Raw genomic sequence first — 17,242 nt, forward strand, 5'->3', positions numbered from 1 at the left:
AGCCACCGCTTTGGCAGACAGGCGAACAAAGGCATTGGATAGCGAGCGCTCTGATGTTTTTGTTCTCTACGGCGCTGGCCGGTGTTGTCGTAGGAATGTTTGTTGCATTCGCCAACTGGAATATCGGCAAACTGATCGTGCTTTCGTCTCTTGGCCTATGTGCCGTTGTGCTGGTGCTCAGTAGAGCAGCCGAACTGGTCGATGAATTGTCAGAATTGATGGAACGCATTTTCCCTGGATGGAAAAGCCCCAAGTGAAAGATCGAGACTATGCTTGAAATCAGAAACCTCCATGCCCGCATCGCCGAAGACGGCACCGAGATCATCCGTGGCCTGAACCTGACGGTGAAGGCCGGCGAAGTTGCCGCGATCATGGGGCCGAACGGCTCCGGCAAGTCGACACTCTCCTATGTGCTGTCCGGCCGCAGCGACTACGAAGTGACTGAGGGCGACATTCTTTATAATGGCGAGAGCATCCTCGAGCTCGATCCGGCTGAGCGCGCCGCCAAGGGCATCTTCCTTGCCTTTCAGTATCCGGTCGAAATCCCCGGTGTCGCCACCATGCAGTTCTTGAAGGTGGCGATGAACGAGCAGCGCAAGGCGCGCGGCGAGGACGAGCTGACGACGCCGGATTTCATGCGCCGCGTCAAGGATGCCGCCGGCAAGCTGCAGATCAATACCGAGATGCTGAAGCGGCCGCTGAATGTCGGCTTTTCCGGCGGCGAGAAGAAGCGCGCCGAGATCCTGCAGATGGCGCTGCTCGAACCGAAGCTCTGCGTGCTCGACGAAACCGATTCCGGCCTCGATATCGACGCGCTGAAGATTGTCGCCGACGGCGTCAACGCGCTGCGTTCGCCGGATCGCGCCGTCGTGGTGATCACCCATTACCAGCGCCTGCTCGACTATATCGTGCCCGATACCGTCCACGTGCTCTATAAGGGCCAGGTGATCAAGTCGGGCGACAAGACGCTGGCGCATGAGCTGGAAGCCAATGGCTATGCCGACATCATCGGCACGGCGGCCTGAGTTCGGGTGGAAAGGACGACGTCCATGAACATGCAGACGACGAGCCGCCTGACAGCGGCCGAAGCGGCACTGATCGAGGCCTTCAACCAGCAGATCGGTGAGCTGCCCGGCAATGGCGCGGTGACGGCGCTGCGCGACCGGCTTCTCGACGACCTGAAGAAGGCCGGCCTGCCGACGCGCCGCATCGAGGCCTGGCATTATACCGACCTCAAGAATCTTCTGCGCACCGTTCCGCCACAGGCGGGTGATGCGGGCTCCGAAGCTTTGGAGCCGCTCGTTGCCGATGCCACGGTGCTGGCGGTGATCCAGGGCCATTCCAACCAGAAGGCTGCCGCCGACGGTCTTGGCATTTCGACCTATTCCGGCCATCTGCTCGATGGCTCCGCCGCAAACGGGCTCGATGCGCTCGGCAACGACGACGCCGTCGGCCGCATCAATGGCAGCTTCGTGCGCGACGGCTATGTCGTCGACGTGCCTGCCGGCACCGAGCTTGAAGCTCCGCTCGAAATCCAGTTCATCCATGCCGGCGGGCAAGCGCATACGCGCCTTCCCGTGGCCTTCGGCGCCGGCGTCAAGGCGACCGTCATCGAGCGTCACCTTGCGGCGACAAATGATGCGGCGCTGGTCTCCCATGTCAGCGACATTACGGTCGGCGAGGGAACGGAGCTGACCTGGATCATCCTGCAGCAGCAGGGAGCCGACGATACGCATCTTGGGCAGATCCGCATCGATCTCGGCGCTGACGCCAAGCTTCGGCTGTTCGTCATCAATGCCGGCGGCAAGCTGGTGCGCCAGGAGCTGCATATCAAGGTGACGGGCGAGGGCGCCGATCTGACGCTGCGCGGCATCAACCTGCTGGGCGCTGACAGCCATACAGACGTGACGATGGTGCTCGGCCACGACGTGCCGAACACCGGTTCGACCGAGGTGATCCGCAACGTCGTCTTCGACCGCGCCAAGGGCGTGTTCCAGGGCATGATCCGGGTGGCGCCCGATGCGCAGAAGACCGATGCCAAGATGGCCTGCAACACGCTGCTGATGTCCGACGATGCCGAATTCTCGGTCAAGCCCGAGCTTGAGATCTTTGCCGACGACGTGCAGTGCGGCCATGGCGCGACGGTGACCGATATCGACGCCAATCATCTCTATTACCTGATGGCGCGTGGTATTCCGGAGAAGATGGCGCGGGCGATGCTGGTCAACGCCTTCGTCGCCGAAATCGTCGAGGAACTGGAAGACGAGGCCCTGGTCGAGGCGCTGGAAAGCGTGATTTCGGCCTGGCTCGAAAAGCACGCCTGATCGGATATATCGATGGACAAGATAGTGCCGGCCACTGAGTACGACGTCGAAGCCATCCGCCGGGATTTTCCGATCCTGGCGGAGAAGGTGCACGGCAAGCCGCTGGTCTATCTCGATAACGGCGCGTCGGCACAGAAGCCGCAGGTGGTGATCGACGCCATCTCGCATGCCTATTCGCATGAATATGCCAATGTGCATCGCGGCCTACACTATCTCTCGAATGCCGCGACGGACGCCTATGAGGCCGCGCGCGAAAAAGTCCGCCGCTTCCTCAATGCGCCTTCGGTTGATGACATCGTCTTCACCAAGAATTCGACGGAAGCGATCAACACCGTCGCCTATGGCTGGGGCATGCCCAAGATTGGCGAAGGCGACGAGATCGTCCTCACGATCATGGAGCACCATTCCAACATCGTGCCCTGGCACTTCATCCGCGAGCGGCAGGGCGCCAAACTCGTCTGGGTGCCCGTCGACGACGAGGGCGCCTTCCATATCGAGGATTTCGAAAAGAGCCTGACGGAGCGCACCAAGCTCGTCGCCATCACCCACATGTCGAATGCGCTCGGCACGATCGTTCCCGTCAAGGAAGTCTGCCGGATCGCGCATGAGCGCGGCATCCCGGTGCTGATCGATGGCAGCCAGGGCGCCGTGCATCTGCCGGTCGACGTGCAGGATATCGATTGCGACTGGTACGTCATGACCGGCCACAAGCTCTACGGCCCATCCGGCATCGGCGTGCTTTACGGCAAGAAGGAACGGCTGCAGGAGATGCGTCCGTTCCAGGGTGGCGGCGAGATGATCTTCGAAGTCGCCGAGGACGTCGTTACCTATAACGATCCGCCGCATCGCTTCGAGGCCGGCACACCGCCGATCGTGCAGGCGATCGGGCTCGGTTACGCGCTCGACTATATGGAGAAGGTCGGCCGCGAGGCGATCGCCCGGCATGAGGCCGATCTTGCGGCCTATGCTGTCGAGCGGCTGAAATCGGTCAATTCGCTGCGGGTCTTCGGGACGGCGCCGGATAAGGGGAGTATCTTTTCTTTCGAGCTTGCCGGAATCCATGCCCATGACGTCTCGATGGTGATCGACCGGCAGGGTGTTGCGGTCAGGGCCGGCACGCATTGCGCCATGCCGCTCTTGAAACGCTTCGGCGTCACATCCACATGCCGTGCATCCTTCGGCATGTATAATACCCGCGCCGAGGTCGATACCCTGGCCGATGCGCTGGAATATGCGCGCAAGTTCTTTGCTTGAGGAGTGTCCGTGATGAGCCTGGACGAAAGCGAACAGAAGATCGACGTGCGCGAAGGCATCGTGCATTCCAGCATTCCGGCCGATGAACTGGCGCGGCTGAGTGACGACGTCATCAGCGCCCTGAAGACCGTCTACGATCCCGAAATTCCGGCCGACATCTTCGAACTCGGTCTGATCTACAAGATCGATATCGAAGACGACCGGATGGTGAAGATCATGATGACGCTGACAGCGCCCGGCTGCCCGGTGGCCGGCGAGATGCCAGGCTGGGTCGAGAACGCCGTCGGCGCCGTCGAGGGCGTATCGGGCGTCGAGGTCGAAATGACCTTCGATCCGCCGTGGACGCCGGACCGCATGTCCGAAGAGGCGCAGGTCGCCGTCGGCTGGTACTGATACGGTGCCGTGGTATTGATCCGTTTACCTCGGACGACTACATTCGAGTCACGATGCGCCGGATCTTGACCCCGGTTGCGGAAGGAGAATGAGCCGATGGGCTTTGCAATCATGAGCATGACGGACGGGGCTGCGGCCCGTGTCAAGTCGATCGTCGAGAACTCGGGACCGGACGCTAAAGGCATTCGCGTCGGCATCAAGAAGGGCGGCTGCGCCGGGATGGAGTATACCATCGACCTGGTGACCGAGCCCAATGCCAAGGACGACCTGATCGAGCGCGATGGTGCAAAAGTCTGGGTCGAGCCATCGGCGGCTCTTTACCTGCTCGGCACCGAAATGGGCTTCGAAACGACGACGCTGCGCTCGGGCTTCACCTTCACCAATCCGAACCAGACGTCGGCCTGTGGCTGCGGCGAATCCGTCGAGCTGAAGCCTGCCGATCTCGCGGCCCTTGCCGCCCAGCGCCAGGCCGAGCCGGCGCATTCCTGATGGCCTTCAGGCCGACGGAAAATTCTCCGCCAGCAACTCCATGAAATCGGGCGTGCTCAGTCGCGCTTGATGCTCATCAGCATTTCCCACATATCGGCGCCGGTCTCGAAGACCACGGCGTTTGCCTTGTAGCTCTGCTCGGCTTCAACAAGGCCGGTCAATTCGGTGGCGGGATCGACATCCGACGCCGTCGGGCTGACGACGGCCTGGACACCGCCTGCTTCAACGGAGGTGAGGCTGGTGTTCAGCCTGGCATAGTCCGGCGTGCTGCTGTTTGCGATGTTGTTGGCAATCGCGCCGACCCGCGTCGTCTGCGCCCGCATTCCCGAAAGAGCAGTGCTCGTCATGCCCGATATGCTCATCAGCCGTTTCCCCAGAACTGGATGAAATTCTTGTACACGCGAGGATTTAGAGAATGCTGAAGGCGTTGCGTTAGCAAAGACCTACAGCTGAGTGCGTCTTGCCATTCATCTGTTCCGGATTGGCACGGAACGATGTTGGAAAGGCGCGGAAATCATGGACAGCTTGGCTATCGCGACGCCACCCAGTCGTGCCAGTCGCTTTCATTGCCGTTGAAGACGTTCAGGTCGATCTTGCCGTCGACGCCATCCGAAAGGCCGGAGCCGGAATACTGCCAGAAGAGCCACTTGCGGCCCGGATAGACCTTGGAGGGGTGAGCGGCCACCGAGCGCAGCCAGAAGGGATAGTCGAGCATTTGGCCCTTCAGGTTATCCCGGTAGAAGTCCGGCGCGGTGTAGATGATTGGACGCTGGCCGTAATGGCGCTCCAGCTTGTCCATGAAGACCTGCATCTTTTCCCGGACACGTTCAGGCGAGATGCGCCTCTTGCAGCTCGATTCGCCGTTCCATTCGACGTCGATCACAGGCGGAAGAGCGTTGGCTTCCTTCGGTACGTTGCGGATGAACCAGTCGGCCTGCTCGCCGGCTGTCCGGCACCAATAGAAGAAGTGATAGGCGCCGTGTTTCAGCCCGGCTTCCTTGGCCCGGCGCCAGTTCTTCTTGAACATCGGATCGAGGTGATCGCCACCGTCTGTCGCCTTGATGTAGACGAAGTTCGCGCCTTGCCTGCGCAGCGTCTCCCAATCGATCTCGCCCTGCCAGCGCGACACGTCGACGCCGTGCACGGCAAGCTTTCTCGGCGAGGTGGAACCGAAGTTGATCGGTTTGGCATCACGGAACCGGTGGCCGTAAATTTGGCCGCGTGAGGGCGGCCTCGCGCCGAGATCGGGCATCGCATTGCCCGCGGGATTGCTCGGCATCAGCATGGCGACCGGTTTTTCCGTCGGCATCGGCATGCCGACCGGCCTGTCTGCGGGGACGAGCGCCTGCGGCTCCGGAACCTGCCCCGTCCAGCTCAATGCCTCCTGCGGCGGGCTTGCCTGCGGAGCAGGATCGCCCACGGCTGCAGCCGGTATCGGGCCGCTCGGCTGGGTAATGGCATTGGTCGTTTCGCGCGACGGTACAGGGGTGAGCACATCTTCGGCGCCAGAACTTGCGGAGCATCCCGAGAGAATCAGGGCGGCGAGGAGGATTGCTGGCACAGCCGATGGACGCATAAGAACCTGCACGCAAAACAAGGGATCGACGATGATCCATGTTGATGGAAGCCGCCTTTATGAATTGCTAACAGAGACTTGCTAAGAAAGGTTAAATTTGATCCTTGTGCATCAGAAGCATCCAGCCGCTCCCAACCTATGGGAGGGGCCTTTAGCCACTGCGACTTGGCTCCCTCTCAGCGACTGGCTCTCATCCCCGCAATCAGAATATCGATGAGTTGTCTTGCCGCCTCCCGCCAGGCGGGGCCGCAGCTGATGCTTGCGCCGCCCGCCAGCGCGCGCAGGATATCGAGCGGGTCCATCGCCAGGCGGATTTCGCCGGTGGCGACTGCGCGATCCACCAGCAGATTGACGGCGCCTATGATCAAGTCGGCCGAATCGGCATAGAGCTCGGAGGTGCCGCCGACCAAAGAATCCAGCACCTCCGACATGCCGTGTTTCGTTACGACATAATCGACGAACTGCACCAGCCACAGACGAAGCGCTTCGACAGGCGGATGTGTCTCGGCAAGGCTTTTGGCGGCGGCGGCAAGCTGCGTCGTCTCGTTGCGGTAGATGGCGGCAACCAATGCATCGCGCGTCGGGAAATGGCGATAAAGTGTGCCGATGCCGACGCCGGCGATGCGGGCAATTTCTTCCAGGCTGGCGCTGGAACCCTTGTCGGCAAAGACGGTCTTTGCCGTTTCCATCAGCAGAAGGCGGTTGCGTTCGGCATCCGCACGCGGCTTTCGGACGGTGGGTCCGTCACTTTTTTCAGCCATTTCCAAGAAGTCCCCTTGATAAACGGAGGCGCCCTCCATATTTATCTGGAGGCATCCTCCTTTTATTTCATTTGAGGCCGGCGGACAATGGTCCTCCAGCCCGGAGCGGTGCGCCATGATCAAGGAGATAATCATGAGTGGACTTTTTGGCGCGACATCGACCACCGATGAGGTGCTCGCCGGCGTCGATCTCAAGGGCAAGCGTGTTCTGGTGACGGGTGTTTCGGCCGGTCTCGGCGTGGAAACCGCACGTGTCCTGGCAGCCCATGGAGCGCAGGTGGTGGGTACGGCCCGTGACCTTGCAAAGGCAAGGGCGGCAACGGAAGTCGTGCGCGCCGGTGAAGCCAATGGCGGCAGTCTTGACATCGTCGAGCTCGATCTTGCTTCTCTGGCAAGCGTGCGGGCCTGCGCCGATGCGCTCATCGCGGATGGCCGCCCCTTCGACGTCGTCATTGCCAATGCCGGCGTGATGGCTGCTCCCTTCGGCCGCACCGCCGATGGTTTCGAAACGCAGTTCGGCACCAATCATCTCGGTCATTTTGTGCTGGTCAATCGCATCGCATCGCTCGTCAAATCGGGCGGCCGTGTGGTGATCGTCGCGTCCTCGGCCCATCGCATGGCTCCTTTCAGCCTCGACGACCTCAATTTCGAGAGCAAGACCTATGAGCCCTGGGCGGCCTATGCCCAGTCGAAAACCGCAAATATCCTGTTCGCGGTGGAGCTCGACCGGCGCCTCGAGAAGCGTGGTATCCGTGCGACGGCACTGCATCCCGGCGGCATTCAGACCGAGCTCGACCGTCATGTCGGCGCCGGCGCGATCGAAGGCATGATGGCTGAGATCAACGCAGCACTTGCCGCCGAGGGCAAACCGCCCTTCCAGCGGAAGACGATCCCGCAAGGTGCCGCGACCTCAGTCTGGGCAGGTTTCGTCGCTCCGGCAGACGCGGTCGGCGGCAGATATTGCGAAAATTGCCACGTCTCCGAAGTAACGGATGCGGAAATCAGCCCGATTTCCGAAGGCGTGCGCAGCTACGCGCTCGATCCCGCGACGGCCAAGGCATTGTGGGCCAAGAGCGAGGACATGGTCGGCGAGCGCTTCTAAGCGGCAAACCGCACATTTTGGTACTGACGGAGAGCAGGGGAACCGGGAACGGGTGCCCCTGCCGAGGTATTGAAGCTGGATCGGCTGCAAACCGGTCCGCTTCTCTTACGTTGAACCTACGCGGGGCGTCGTGTCTCCGCCGTTCAGGTCTTGATATCGAGGCCAGCTTCGACCGCGGCGGCGATGAATGCTTTGCGTGCGTCCTCGCCGGTGCGCTTGCCCTTGATGACGTCGGCGCAGATCAGCAGCGCCTGGTCGAGTGCGGCACCGTCCTCGGTCGGCCAATCCTCGATCATCGCCCAGGAGGCGGCCTGGGTGGTATCGATGCTCGTGTATTTGCCGGACTCTTCGAGGGCGACGAGCACAGGTTTCGACCATGGCGCCTGCATTCTTGCTTCGCTTTGATCCTGGGGCATGGAATGACCTTCCTTCGCACATTTCTATCAGAATGAGGAAAGCCCCTCCCATGATGGAAGGGGCTTGGATTGCTCGGCTTTCGCTACGGCGTCAGGTGTGAGCGTTATTCGGCTGCCTCTGCGTAGCTTTCCACCGGCGGGCAGGTGCAGATCAGGTTGCGGTCGCCATAGACGTTGTCGACGCGGTTGACTGGGGACCAATATTTGTCGACGCGGAAGGCGCCGGGCGGGAAGCAGGCCTGTTCCCGGCTGTAGGGACGGTCCCATTCGCCGACGAGGTCTTCGACCGTGTGCGGGGCGTTCTTCAGCGGGTTGTTGGTCTTGTCCATGCGGCCATCCTCGATGGCGCGGGCTTCCTCGCGGATCGCCAGCATCGCCTCGCAGAAACGGTCGAGCTCGGCCTTGGTCTCGCTTTCCGTCGGCTCGATCATCAGCGTGCCGGCGACCGGCCAGCTCATGGTCGGCGCGTGGAAGCCGCAGTCGATCAGGCGCTTGGCGACATCGTCGACGGTGACGCCTGAGCTATCGACCAGCGGGCGTGTGTCGATGATGCATTCATGCGCGACCCGGCCGGTCTTCGACTTGTAGAGCACGTCATAGGCGCCCTTCAGCCGGGTGGCGATATAGTTGGCGTTGAGGATCGCCACCTTGGTCGCCTGGGTCAGGCCTTCGCCGCCCATCATCAGGCAATAGCTCCAGGAGATCGGCAGGATCGAGGCGGAGCCGAAGGCGGCGGCCGAGACCGCGCCCGAGCGGCCGTCGGTTTCGGGATGGCCGGGCAGGTAGGGGGCCAGATGCGCCTTGACTCCGATCGGGCCCATGCCGGGTCCGCCGCCGCCATGCGGAATGCAGAAGGTCTTGTGCAGGTTCAGGTGGCTGACGTCGGAGCCGATGTCACCGGGGCGGGACAGGCCGACCATGGCGTTCATGTTGGCGCCGTCGAGATAGACCTGGCCGCCATGCTCATGCACCAGATCGCAGATTTCCCTGACGGTTTCCTCGAAGACGCCGTGCGTCGAGGGATAGGTGATCATGCAGCAGGAGAGATTTGCCGCATGCTGCTCAGCCTTGGCGCGGAAATCGTCGAGATCGATATCGCCATTCTCGCGCACCTTGACGACGACCACCTTCATGCCGACCATCTGGGCCGAGGCCGGGTTGGTGCCATGCGCCGAGGTCGGGATCAGGCAGACGTCACGATGGCCGTCGCCATTGGCGATATGATAGTTGCGGATCGTCAGCAGGCCGGCATATTCGCCCTGCGCGCCGGAATTCGGCTGCATCGAGAAGGCGTCGTAGCCGGTGACGGCGCAGAGCTTTTCGATCAGGTCGTCGATCATCTCGCGGTAACCGAGCGCCTGGTCGGCCGGCACAAAAGGATGGATATCGGAAAATTCCGGCCAGGTGATCGGTAGCATTTCCGCCGTCGCATTGAGCTTCATCGTGCAGGAGCCGAGCGGGATCATCGAGCGGTCGAGCGCCAGATCCCGGTCGGAGAGCCGGCGGATGTAACGCGTCATCTCGCTTTCGGCGCGGTTCATGTGGAAGATCGGATGGGTGAGGTAGTCGCTGGTCCGAAGCAGGCCCTTCGGCAAGCGGTAGGAAGGCTCGAAATCGGCGATAGTGAAATTGCCGCCGAAGGCGCGCCACACGGCTTCGAGCGTGGCAGGGCGGGTGCGCTCGTCGAGGCTCATGCCGATCCGGGTTTCGCCGACCTTGCGCAGATTGACGCCTTCGGCAACGGCGGCGCGCAGGATGAGGCCCTGCATATGGCCGACGTCGACGGTGATCGTGTCGAAGAAGGTGTCGGGTTCCACCTTATAGCCGAGCTTTTCCAGGCCCTTGGCCATCAGCACGGCTTTCTGGTGCACCTGCTGGGCGATCGCCTTGATGCCCTTCGGGCCGTGGAAGACGGCATACATCGAGGCCATGACGGCGAGCAGCACCTGGGCGGTGCAGATATTCGACGTCGCCTTCTCGCGGCGGATATGCTGCTCGCGGGTCTGCAGCGACAGGCGATAGGCACGATTGCCGCGGGCATCGACGGAGACGCCGACGAGACGGCCGGGCATGGAGCGCTTGATGGCATCCTTGACCGACATATAGGCTGCATGCGGGCCGCCGTAGCCGACCGGGACGCCGAAGCGCTGCGAGGAACCGATGGCGATATCGGCGCCCATTTCGCCGGGCGACTTCAGCAGCGTCAGCGCCAGGATATCGGCGGCGACGATAGCGATGGCGCCGGTCTGGTGCAGGCGGGCGATCAGGCCGGTAAAATCATGCACGTGACCATGCGTGCCGGGATACTGGAAGATCGCCCCGAAGACATCGACGGGGTCGAGATCGGTGAAGGGATTGCCGACGATGACGCTCCAGCCGAGCGGCTCGGCGCGGGTGCGGATGAGGGCGATGGTCTGCGGATGGCAGTCTGCATCGACGAAGAAGGCTTTTGCCTTCGACTTGGCGACGCGCTCGGCGATCGCCATGCCTTCGGCGGCGGCGGTCGCCTCGTCGAGCAGCGAGGCGTTGGCGACGTCGAGGCCGGTCAAGTCGCAGATCATCGTCTGGTAGTTGAGCAGCGCTTCCAGGCGGCCCTGGCTGATCTCCGGCTGGTAAGGCGTATAGGCCGTATACCAGGCCGGGTTTTCCAGGATGTTGCGCTGGATGACGGGCGGCGTGATCGTGCCGTAGTAACCCTGGCCGATCAGCGAGACCAGCACCTTGTTCTTGTTGGCGGTCTCGCGCAGCTTGTCGAGCGCCTCACGCTCGGTCATCGGCGCGCCCCAGACGAGCGGCGCCTTCTGGCGGATCGAGGGCGGCAGCGTCGCGTCGATCAGGCCGTCGAGGCTGTCATAGCCGATCACCTTCAGCATGTCGGTCATCTCAGCCGGCGAGGGGCCGATATGGCGGCGATTGGCGAAATCGTAGGGCTGGTAGTCGGTAAACTGGAATTCCGTCGGCGTCGTCATTACGCAGTGAGCTCCTTGTAGGCCGCCTCATCGAGCAGGCCATCGGCGTCAGCAGGATTTGCAAGCTTCAGCTTGAAGAACCAGCCGGCGCCCTGAGGATCGGAATTGACCAATGACGGATCGGCAACGATGGCCGGATTGACCTCGGTGATCTCGCCATCAAGCGGACAATAGACGTCGGAAGCAGCCTTGACGGATTCAACGGTCGCGGCATTGCCGTTCTTGGAGAAGGTCGCGCCGACTTCCGGCAGTTCGACGAAAACCAGGTCGCCGAGCTGATCGACGGCATAGTTGGTGATGCCGACCGTCGCAACGCCGCCTTCGATCTTCAGCCATTCGTGTTCTTCGGTAAATTTCAGCATTGTTCGTCCTCTCTGGAAAAGGTTTAGCGTTTGTAGGTCGGTGTGACGAAGGGCAGGGCGCTGACGGTGATCGGCAGATATTTGCCGCGCACCTCGGCGTAAACGAGTGTGCCCGCCGCAGCATGAGAGATCGGCACGTAGCCCATGGCGACGGGGCCTTCGACGCTGGGGCCGAAGCCGCCCGAGGTGACTTCGCCGATTTCGACCTTGCCCTCGGCATCGGCGTAGAGCTTGGCATGGCCGCGTACCGGGGCCTTGCCTTCCGGCTTCAGGCCGACGCGGCGGCGCGCGGCGCCGTTTTCGAGTTCGGAAAGGATGCGGCCGGAGCCGGGGAAGCCGCCGGCGCGTGCACCACCGCCGCGCCTTGCCTTCTGCATGGCCCATTCAAGTGCTGCCTCGACCGGTGAGGTGGTCGTGTCGATATCATTGCCGTAGAGGCAGAGGCCGGCTTCCAGGCGCAGCGAATCGCGGGCGCCGAGCCCGATTGCCTGGACGTCGGGATGTTCGAGCAACCGCATGGTGACATCCTCGGCCTTGTCGACGGGGATCGAAATCTCGAAGCCGTCCTCGCCGCTATAGCCGGAGCGCGAGACCAGACAGGAAACGTCGTGCAGGCGGCAGTGGCGCACATCCATGAATTTCATCGCCGCGACGTCGGCCCAGAGCTCTGCGAGAACCTCGACGGCACGCGGTCCTTGCAGCGCGATCAGAGCACGATTGAGAAGGGTGATATCGCATTGGTCGCCGATATGGGTCTGCAGATGGGCGAGGTCGGCTTCCTTGCACGACGCGTTGACGACGACGAAAAGATGATCGTCGAGATGGGTGATCATCAGGTCGTCGAGAATGCAGCCGGTGTCGTCGGTGAAGAAGCCATAGCGCTGACGGCCTTCGGCAAGGCCCAGTATGTCAACCGGCACCAGGCTTTCGAGCGCCAGCGCGGCATCTTCGTAGCTGCCCGATTTCGCCTTCACGATCACCTGGCCCATATGGGAGACGTCGAAGAGGCCGGCTTCGGTGCGGGTATGAAGATGTTCCTTCATGACACCTGCAGGATATTGCACCGGCATGTCATAACCCGCGAACGGCACCATGCGGGCGCCGAGCGACAGATGCAGGGCATGCAGCGGGGTTTTCTTCAGGGCAGCAGTATCGTCCAAAAGACGCCTCCGGGGTTTGCGCCTTCTCAGGAAGGCGCGGGCTCAAATCTGAAGGCGCGGTTGCGCACTTCTCTCCTGAGCCCCCTCTGTCCTGAGTGCCTGAGATTGTTATCCCTTCGGCGAGCGTTTCGAGAACGCTTCTCTCCAGAGTTCCGTCTGCCCCTTGCTGGTCCTTTTGCCTGAGAGTTTCCGGGGCGGTTGCTCCTTCGGCACCGGTGGCGAAAGCACCGGATTCTCCCAACAAGGTTGGCGCAATTATCCGGCGGGTGCAGCGCTTGGCAAGGGGCAAATGTCGTGACCGGGCAAATTTTTGTCGTCTTATTCCAACCAAGCCCTAATCTGCGGCAAATCTGCTTTTGCATTCGGCGGGGAAACCGGCTATCGCGACATGCTGTTGAAGGGGATCTCATGCGGCAGACCGGACTGAAAGCGACGCTCTTCCTGCGCATGCTTTGCGCATTGAGCTTGGTTTTGCTCGGCCTTGCCCATCAGGCGCCGCAGGCTGCCGCCGCCGAGGGCTACGATGCCGCGGCCTATGTGCTGCCCGACGGCACCTTCGCCTCGCTCTGCGTCACCATAGAGGACGCCGACGGCAAGACCCTTACCTTCAAACCGAATTGTGAAGCTTGCCGGCTGTCGGCCTCGGTCATCCTGCCGACGCCGGATGCGGGCTCCTGGCTCGAGCGCAAGCTCGGCTCGCTGATCAACGCGCCGGTCGAAATCTCTGTCGTTGTCGGCGCAGGCGCCGTCAGCCGGGCGAATTCCCGCGCGCCCCCCATCCTCGCCTGATCTGTTATCGCAACCATGATCAGTAATGCCGGTCCACTTGAGAGAAGTCCGCGGCCGGCGAGGAGATATCCGATGAAAACTATCGAAAAATTTGGCAAGACATTTGCGTTTGCCGCCGTTCTTTCCGCCACCGCTTTTGCCGGCGCCGAGGCGCATGTAACCTTCCTCGACAAGCAGGCAAAGCAGGACAGCACCATTCTCGCCACATTGCAGCTGCCGCATGGCTGCGACGGCAAGGCGACCACGGAAGTGCGAGTCAAGCTGCCGGAAGGTTTCGTCTTCGCCAAGCCGCAGCCGAAAGCCGGCTGGGAGCTCGAGGTGATCAAGGGCGATTACCAGAAGACCTACGACAATCACGGCGACAAGGTGAAATCAGGCGCGATCGAGATCCGCTGGAAGAACGGCAATCTCTCCGACGATTTCTACGACACCTTCGTGATCCAGGGTAAGGTTTCGGGCGTCGAAGCCGGCACCTCGCTTGCCTTTCCGGTGACGCAGATGTGTGGCGATACCGTCGAGGCCTGGGATCAGGTGGCGAAGGAGGGCGACGACGCGCATGGCCTGAAAAGCCCGGCGCCGCTCCTGAAGGTCGTGGCGGGCGAAGGTCACGGCCACGATCATGACGACATGGCCGGCATGGACATGACCGGCATGGGCGCTGCGGCGCTGGCCGGCGAAACGGTCAAGGCCGGCGATCTCGAAATCTCCGGCGGCTTCGCCAAGGCGATGCTGCCCGGCCAGCCGGTCGGCGGCGGTTTCTTCACGGTGAAGAACAACGGCCAGACGGATGATCGGCTGGTGTCCGTGAGCTCGCCTGCATCAGGCGAGGTTCAGATCCACGAGATGGAGACCAAGGACAATGTCATGCGGATGCGCCAGCTGAAGGACGGCATCGCCATTGCTGCCGGCGAGACGGTCAAGCTCGAGCCCGGCAACCTGCATCTGATGTTCCAGAAGGTGAAGACGCCGTTCAAGCAGGGCGACACGGTGCCGGTGACGCTGACCTTCGAAAAGGCCGGTAAGGTCGATCTGGTGCTGCAAGTATTGTCGGCCCAGGGCAAGTAAGGACCACGATTGTGAAGACAGAAACGCCCGCGGTTGCGATTGCAGCCGCGGGCTTTTCGTTCGGGCAAGGCAAATGCCTCAGAAATCTTCGTAGGATCGCAGCGCCTGTTTCAGGCCCGCCTGCGGCTGACGGTTGCCTTTGGCCATCAGGTCGAGCGCCACCTCCGTCGACTGGATAATGCTGGAAGGCTCGTCGACCTCGTCAGTGCTCTCAGCCTTCGACTGCCGGTCGGCAAGGCGCCGTGCATCGCGTGCCGCCGTGCTCGTCGCGACACGCTGCGGGATGCGCAGCGATTCGAAGGCAACGGCGGCGGTGTTGGCCGATATCGACAGCAACTGGGTCATGCCATCACCGTATCGGCATGATCTTGGCGCCATCATAAGAAAATCATTGGCATTTTACAAAATGGTAAGAATTCATAGGGGGTCAGTTGGAATCACTTTCGCAACGCGGTAAATCCGGCTCATGATCCAGGCTCTTCTCGTCGCCGTCGGCGGCGCCATCGGTTCCCTCCTCAGATATTATGTCGGCCAGTGGGCGCTGAGGCTCATGGGGCCAGGCTTTCCCTGGGGTACGCTCGCCGTCAATATCGTCGGCTGCTTTGTCATCGGCGTCTTTGCCGAGTTGATCGCGCGGAAATTCAACGCCTCGGTGGAACTGCGCCTGCTGCTGATCACCGGCTTCCTTGGCGGCTTCACCACCTTCTCGGCTTTCTCGCTCGATGCCATCTCCTTGTTCGAGCGTGGTGAGGCGGTGGCCGGCGGCGTCTACATCGTTGCGAGCGTCGGGCTTTCGATGGCGGCTGTCATCGCAGGCCTCGCCGTCATGCGCGCTTTGGCCTGATTTCTTTTCCGGTTTCCGTTTTGCGTGAAAATGCTCTAAAGGCTGCGGCAAGAACGCCGGCTCGGCCTGCGCTGCAATTTCCGAAAGATTTTTAATGGCTGGCATAGAACATATCAAGGTTGAACCCGACGAAGCCGGCATGCGGCTCGATCGCTGGTTCAAGGTGCACTTTCCGGGGCTCGGTTTCGGTCCGCTGCAGAAACTCCTGCGCTCCGGTCAGGTGCGCGTCGATGGTGGACGTGTCAAATCGGATGCGCGCGTGCAGCCCGGCCAGACGGTGCGCGTGCCGCCGCTCGATGTCGATGCGAAGCTGAAATCCGGACCGATCGCCGGAAAGGATCTCAAGCATTCGACCGATTTCGAACTGCTGTCGCGCATGGTGCTGCATGAGGACGACAAGGTGATCGTGCTCAATAAGCCGCCCGGGCTTGCGGTGCAGGGCGGCTCCGGCGTCGCCAGACATATCGACCAGATGCTCGAAGCCTGGACCAGCCCGAAGGGCGAGAAGCCGCGGCTCGTTCATCGCCTCGACCGTGACACGTCAGGGGTTCTCGTCATCGCCCGTACGCGCGGCGCCGCGCAGAAGCTGACGGCCGCCTTCCGCGAGCGCGACACCAAGAAGACCTATTGGTCGCTGGTCAAGGGTGTGCCGCGCAAGCATGAGGACAAGATCTCGACCTGGCTCGTCAAGGAGCCGACTGCCGACGGCGACCGCATGCGGATCGCCAAACACGGCGAAGACGGGGCGGACCATGCCGTCTCCTTCTACCGTGTGCTCGAAACCGCCGCCCAGAACCTTGCCTGGCTGGAGATGGAACCCTATACCGGCCGGACCCATCAGTTGCGCGTTCACGCCCTGCATATCGGCCACCCGATCATCGGCGATCCGAAATATTTCGACGACGATCCGAATTGGGATTTTCCAGGCGGCGTCCAGAAGCGTCTGCATCTGCATGCCCGCCACATCGACATTCCGCACCCCTCCGGCGGGCGGCTGCGCGTCAGCGCGCCGCTGCCGCCGCACATGGTCCAGACCTGGAATCTTCTCGGCTTCGATCTCTCCAGCGCCGAAAGGGACGACGAATGAAACTGGCGCTTTTCGATTGTGACGGCACGCTGGTCGATAGCGCTGGTCTGATCCACGAAACCATGCGCCGGACCTTTGATAGGTTCGGCAAGCCGGAACCGCGATTTGACGACACCAAGGCGATTATCGGCCTGTCCCTCGATATTGCGATCGCCCGAATGCAGGGCAGGCCGCATGTCGAGCAGGAAGACATCGACATGACGGCGCACTACAAATCGCTGTTCTCGATCGTGCGTCAGGATCTCGATTACAAGGAGCCGCTGTTTCCCGGCATTCGCGAGATGATCGATGCGATCAGCGGGCGCGAAGACCTGCTGATCGGCGCGGTGACGGGCAAATCCAGGCGTGGGCTGAAGCTGGTGATGGAGACGCATGGCTTCGACGAGCATTTCATCGTCGCACGGACCGCTGACGATTGCCCCTCCAAGCCGCATCCGGCCATGGTGACGGAATGCTGCGATGAAACCGGCATGAATGCTGCCGACACCATTGTCATCGGCGATGCCGTTTACGATATGCAGATGGCAAAGGCTGCCGGCGCCAAGGCGATCGGTGTTGCCTGGGGCTATGCCAGCGTGGATGAGCTGATCGCCAACGGCGCTGATGCGATCGCCTACCATCCGAACGAGATATTGCGTCATTTTTCCTGAG

20 protein-coding genes and 2 riboswitches are annotated in these 17,242 nt (G+C 61.8%); of the genes, 12 read left to right on the forward strand and 8 right to left on the reverse strand.

Going from position 1 to position 17,242, the window contains the following annotated elements; all coding sequences use genetic code 11:
• The first annotated feature begins 53 nt into the window (after positions 1-53).
• The 6 genes from ACMUVN_RS05755 to sufA all read left to right on the forward strand — a co-directional run bounded on the left by ACMUVN_RS05755 (position 54) and on the right by sufA (position 4,460).
• Entirely contained in the window at positions 54-257 is a 204-nt protein-coding gene (locus tag ACMUVN_RS05755) for a hypothetical protein (protein WP_244604825.1), read from the forward strand.
• A 12-nt stretch (positions 258-269) separates the two neighbouring features.
• Positions 270-1,025 (forward strand): Fe-S cluster assembly ATPase SufC, encoded by a 756-nt coding sequence (gene sufC / locus ACMUVN_RS05760; protein WP_018445225.1) that lies wholly within the window; start codon positions 270-272, stop codon positions 1,023-1,025.
• 24 nt (positions 1,026-1,049) lie between these two features.
• Positions 1,050-2,324, forward strand: a complete 1,275-nt coding sequence (gene sufD / locus ACMUVN_RS05765) for a Fe-S cluster assembly protein SufD (RefSeq protein WP_047609961.1) — start codon at positions 1,050-1,052, stop codon at positions 2,322-2,324.
• A 12-nt stretch (positions 2,325-2,336) separates the two neighbouring features.
• Positions 2,337-3,578: a cysteine desulfurase gene (locus ACMUVN_RS05770; RefSeq protein WP_047609958.1), complete on the forward strand. Its 1,242-nt coding sequence runs from the start codon at positions 2,337-2,339 to the stop codon at positions 3,576-3,578.
• A 12-nt stretch (positions 3,579-3,590) separates the two neighbouring features.
• Positions 3,591-3,971, forward strand: a complete 381-nt coding sequence (locus tag ACMUVN_RS05775; protein ID WP_016554095.1) for an SUF system Fe-S cluster assembly protein — start codon at positions 3,591-3,593, stop codon at positions 3,969-3,971.
• A gap of 96 nt (positions 3,972-4,067) precedes the next feature.
• The gene (gene sufA, locus ACMUVN_RS05780) at positions 4,068-4,460 is read left to right on the forward strand and encodes a Fe-S cluster assembly scaffold SufA (RefSeq protein WP_028757741.1); all 393 of its coding nucleotides are present in this window, start codon (positions 4,068-4,070) and stop codon (positions 4,458-4,460) included.
• 56 nt (positions 4,461-4,516) lie between these two features.
• Here sufA and ACMUVN_RS05785 read toward each other — a convergent pair whose 3' ends face one another.
• From ACMUVN_RS05785 to ACMUVN_RS05795, 3 genes are all read right to left on the reverse strand, one after another.
• Positions 4,517-4,822, reverse strand: a complete 306-nt coding sequence (locus ACMUVN_RS05785; protein WP_028757740.1) for a flagellar basal body protein — start codon at positions 4,820-4,822, stop codon at positions 4,517-4,519.
• A 167-nt stretch (positions 4,823-4,989) separates the two neighbouring features.
• Positions 4,990-6,036: a GH25 family lysozyme gene (locus ACMUVN_RS05790; protein WP_047609950.1), complete on the reverse strand. Its 1,047-nt coding sequence runs from the start codon at positions 6,034-6,036 to the stop codon at positions 4,990-4,992.
• Positions 6,037-6,212: 176 nt separating this feature from the next.
• Positions 6,213-6,836, reverse strand: coding sequence for a TetR/AcrR family transcriptional regulator (locus ACMUVN_RS05795; protein ID WP_047609945.1), 624 nt, complete (start codon positions 6,834-6,836; stop codon positions 6,213-6,215).
• Positions 6,837-6,930: 94 nt separating this feature from the next.
• Between ACMUVN_RS05795 and ACMUVN_RS05800 the strand changes: the two genes are divergently transcribed.
• On the forward strand, positions 6,931-7,899 hold the full coding sequence (locus ACMUVN_RS05800) for an SDR family NAD(P)-dependent oxidoreductase (RefSeq protein WP_047611574.1): 969 nt from the start codon (positions 6,931-6,933) through the stop codon (positions 7,897-7,899).
• A gap of 143 nt (positions 7,900-8,042) precedes the next feature.
• Here ACMUVN_RS05800 and ACMUVN_RS05805 read toward each other — a convergent pair whose 3' ends face one another.
• From ACMUVN_RS05805 to gcvT, 4 genes are all read right to left on the reverse strand, one after another.
• Positions 8,043-8,288 (reverse strand): DUF982 domain-containing protein, encoded by a 246-nt coding sequence (locus ACMUVN_RS05805; protein WP_047609943.1) that lies wholly within the window; start codon positions 8,286-8,288, stop codon positions 8,043-8,045.
• Positions 8,289-8,419: 131 nt separating this feature from the next.
• Positions 8,420-11,284, reverse strand: a complete 2,865-nt coding sequence (gene gcvP / locus ACMUVN_RS05810; protein WP_047613905.1) for an aminomethyl-transferring glycine dehydrogenase — start codon at positions 11,282-11,284, stop codon at positions 8,420-8,422.
• Positions 11,284-11,646 carry a glycine cleavage system protein GcvH gene (gene gcvH, locus ACMUVN_RS05815; RefSeq protein WP_047609939.1) on the reverse strand — a complete coding sequence of 121 codons (363 nt, stop codon included), beginning with the start codon at positions 11,644-11,646 and terminating at the stop codon, positions 11,284-11,286. The genes gcvP and gcvH overlap by 1 nt, the downstream gene beginning before the upstream one ends.
• Positions 11,647-11,669: 23 nt before the next feature.
• On the reverse strand, positions 11,670-12,806 hold the full coding sequence (gcvT, locus tag ACMUVN_RS05820) for a glycine cleavage system aminomethyltransferase GcvT (protein WP_047609937.1): 1,137 nt from the start codon (positions 12,804-12,806) through the stop codon (positions 11,670-11,672).
• A gap of 76 nt (positions 12,807-12,882) precedes the next feature.
• A riboswitch (glycine riboswitch) is annotated at positions 12,883-12,964 on the reverse strand.
• 3 nt (positions 12,965-12,967) lie between these two features.
• A riboswitch (glycine riboswitch) is annotated at positions 12,968-13,056 on the reverse strand.
• Between the two features lie 158 nt (positions 13,057-13,214).
• Here gcvT and ACMUVN_RS05825 point away from each other — a divergent pair.
• Both ACMUVN_RS05825 and ACMUVN_RS05830 read left to right on the forward strand, forming a co-directional pair.
• Positions 13,215-13,595 (forward strand): hypothetical protein, encoded by a 381-nt coding sequence (locus tag ACMUVN_RS05825; RefSeq protein WP_047609935.1) that lies wholly within the window; start codon positions 13,215-13,217, stop codon positions 13,593-13,595.
• 72 nt (positions 13,596-13,667) lie between these two features.
• Entirely contained in the window at positions 13,668-14,660 is a 993-nt protein-coding gene (locus tag ACMUVN_RS05830) for a DUF1775 domain-containing protein (protein ID WP_047609933.1), read from the forward strand.
• 78 nt (positions 14,661-14,738) lie between these two features.
• Here the strand turns inward: ACMUVN_RS05830 and ACMUVN_RS05835 are convergent, their stop codons facing one another.
• On the reverse strand, positions 14,739-15,005 hold the full coding sequence (locus ACMUVN_RS05835; protein WP_047609931.1) for a hypothetical protein: 267 nt from the start codon (positions 15,003-15,005) through the stop codon (positions 14,739-14,741).
• Between the two features lie 121 nt (positions 15,006-15,126).
• Between ACMUVN_RS05835 and crcB the strand changes: the two genes are divergently transcribed.
• From crcB to ACMUVN_RS05850, 3 genes are all read left to right on the forward strand, one after another.
• A complete protein-coding gene (crcB, locus tag ACMUVN_RS05840) occupies positions 15,127-15,504 on the forward strand; it encodes a fluoride efflux transporter CrcB (RefSeq protein ID WP_132571879.1) in 378 nt (125 codons plus the stop codon).
• 94 nt (positions 15,505-15,598) lie between these two features.
• Positions 15,599-16,591, forward strand: a complete 993-nt coding sequence (locus tag ACMUVN_RS05845; RefSeq protein ID WP_132571870.1) for an RluA family pseudouridine synthase — start codon at positions 15,599-15,601, stop codon at positions 16,589-16,591.
• On the forward strand, positions 16,588-17,241 hold the full coding sequence (locus ACMUVN_RS05850; RefSeq protein ID WP_097594406.1) for an HAD-IA family hydrolase: 654 nt from the start codon (positions 16,588-16,590) through the stop codon (positions 17,239-17,241). Before ACMUVN_RS05845 ends, ACMUVN_RS05850 begins: the two co-directional genes overlap by 4 nt.
• Position 17,242 lies beyond the last annotated feature (1 nt).

The sequence above is a fragment of the Rhizobium sp. IY2 genome, from assembly GCF_047532935.1.
GTDB lineage: Bacteria > Pseudomonadota > Alphaproteobacteria > Rhizobiales > Rhizobiaceae > Rhizobium > Rhizobium anhuiense.

Excerpts from the sequence above, each read along its gene's own strand:
- sufA (WP_028757741.1), top strand. The coding sequence starts at position 4,068 with ATGGGCTTTGCAATCATGAGCATGACGGACGGGGCTGCGGCCCGTGTC.
- ACMUVN_RS05775 (WP_016554095.1), top strand. The coding sequence starts at position 3,591 with ATGAGCCTGGACGAAAGCGAACAGAAGATCGACGTGCGCGAAGGCATC.
- ACMUVN_RS05850 (WP_097594406.1), top strand. The coding sequence starts at position 16,588 with ATGAAACTGGCGCTTTTCGATTGTGACGGCACGCTGGTCGATAGCGCT.
- gcvP (WP_047613905.1), bottom strand. The coding sequence starts at position 11,284 with ATGACGACGCCGACGGAATTCCAGTTTACCGACTACCAGCCCTACGAT.
- ACMUVN_RS05790 (WP_047609950.1), bottom strand. The coding sequence starts at position 6,036 with ATGCGTCCATCGGCTGTGCCAGCAATCCTCCTCGCCGCCCTGATTCTC.
- ACMUVN_RS05805 (WP_047609943.1), bottom strand. The coding sequence starts at position 8,288 with ATGCAGGCGCCATGGTCGAAACCTGTGCTCGTCGCCCTCGAAGAGTCC.
- ACMUVN_RS05800 (WP_047611574.1), top strand. The coding sequence starts at position 6,931 with ATGAGTGGACTTTTTGGCGCGACATCGACCACCGATGAGGTGCTCGCC.
- crcB (WP_132571879.1), top strand. The coding sequence starts at position 15,127 with ATGATCCAGGCTCTTCTCGTCGCCGTCGGCGGCGCCATCGGTTCCCTC.
- ACMUVN_RS05795 (WP_047609945.1), bottom strand. The coding sequence starts at position 6,836 with ATGGAGGGCGCCTCCGTTTATCAAGGGGACTTCTTGGAAATGGCTGAA.
- gcvH (WP_047609939.1), bottom strand. The coding sequence starts at position 11,646 with ATGCTGAAATTTACCGAAGAACACGAATGGCTGAAGATCGAAGGCGGC.
- ACMUVN_RS05755 (WP_244604825.1), top strand. The coding sequence starts at position 54 with ATGTTTTTGTTCTCTACGGCGCTGGCCGGTGTTGTCGTAGGAATGTTT.
- sufC (WP_018445225.1), top strand. The coding sequence starts at position 270 with ATGCTTGAAATCAGAAACCTCCATGCCCGCATCGCCGAAGACGGCACC.
- ACMUVN_RS05845 (WP_132571870.1), top strand. The coding sequence starts at position 15,599 with ATGGCTGGCATAGAACATATCAAGGTTGAACCCGACGAAGCCGGCATG.
- ACMUVN_RS05770 (WP_047609958.1), top strand. The coding sequence starts at position 2,337 with ATGGACAAGATAGTGCCGGCCACTGAGTACGACGTCGAAGCCATCCGC.
- ACMUVN_RS05785 (WP_028757740.1), bottom strand. The coding sequence starts at position 4,822 with ATGAGCATATCGGGCATGACGAGCACTGCTCTTTCGGGAATGCGGGCG.
- ACMUVN_RS05830 (WP_047609933.1), top strand. The coding sequence starts at position 13,668 with ATGAAAACTATCGAAAAATTTGGCAAGACATTTGCGTTTGCCGCCGTT.
- ACMUVN_RS05835 (WP_047609931.1), bottom strand. The coding sequence starts at position 15,005 with ATGACCCAGTTGCTGTCGATATCGGCCAACACCGCCGCCGTTGCCTTC.
- sufD (WP_047609961.1), top strand. The coding sequence starts at position 1,050 with ATGAACATGCAGACGACGAGCCGCCTGACAGCGGCCGAAGCGGCACTG.
- ACMUVN_RS05825 (WP_047609935.1), top strand. The coding sequence starts at position 13,215 with ATGCGGCAGACCGGACTGAAAGCGACGCTCTTCCTGCGCATGCTTTGC.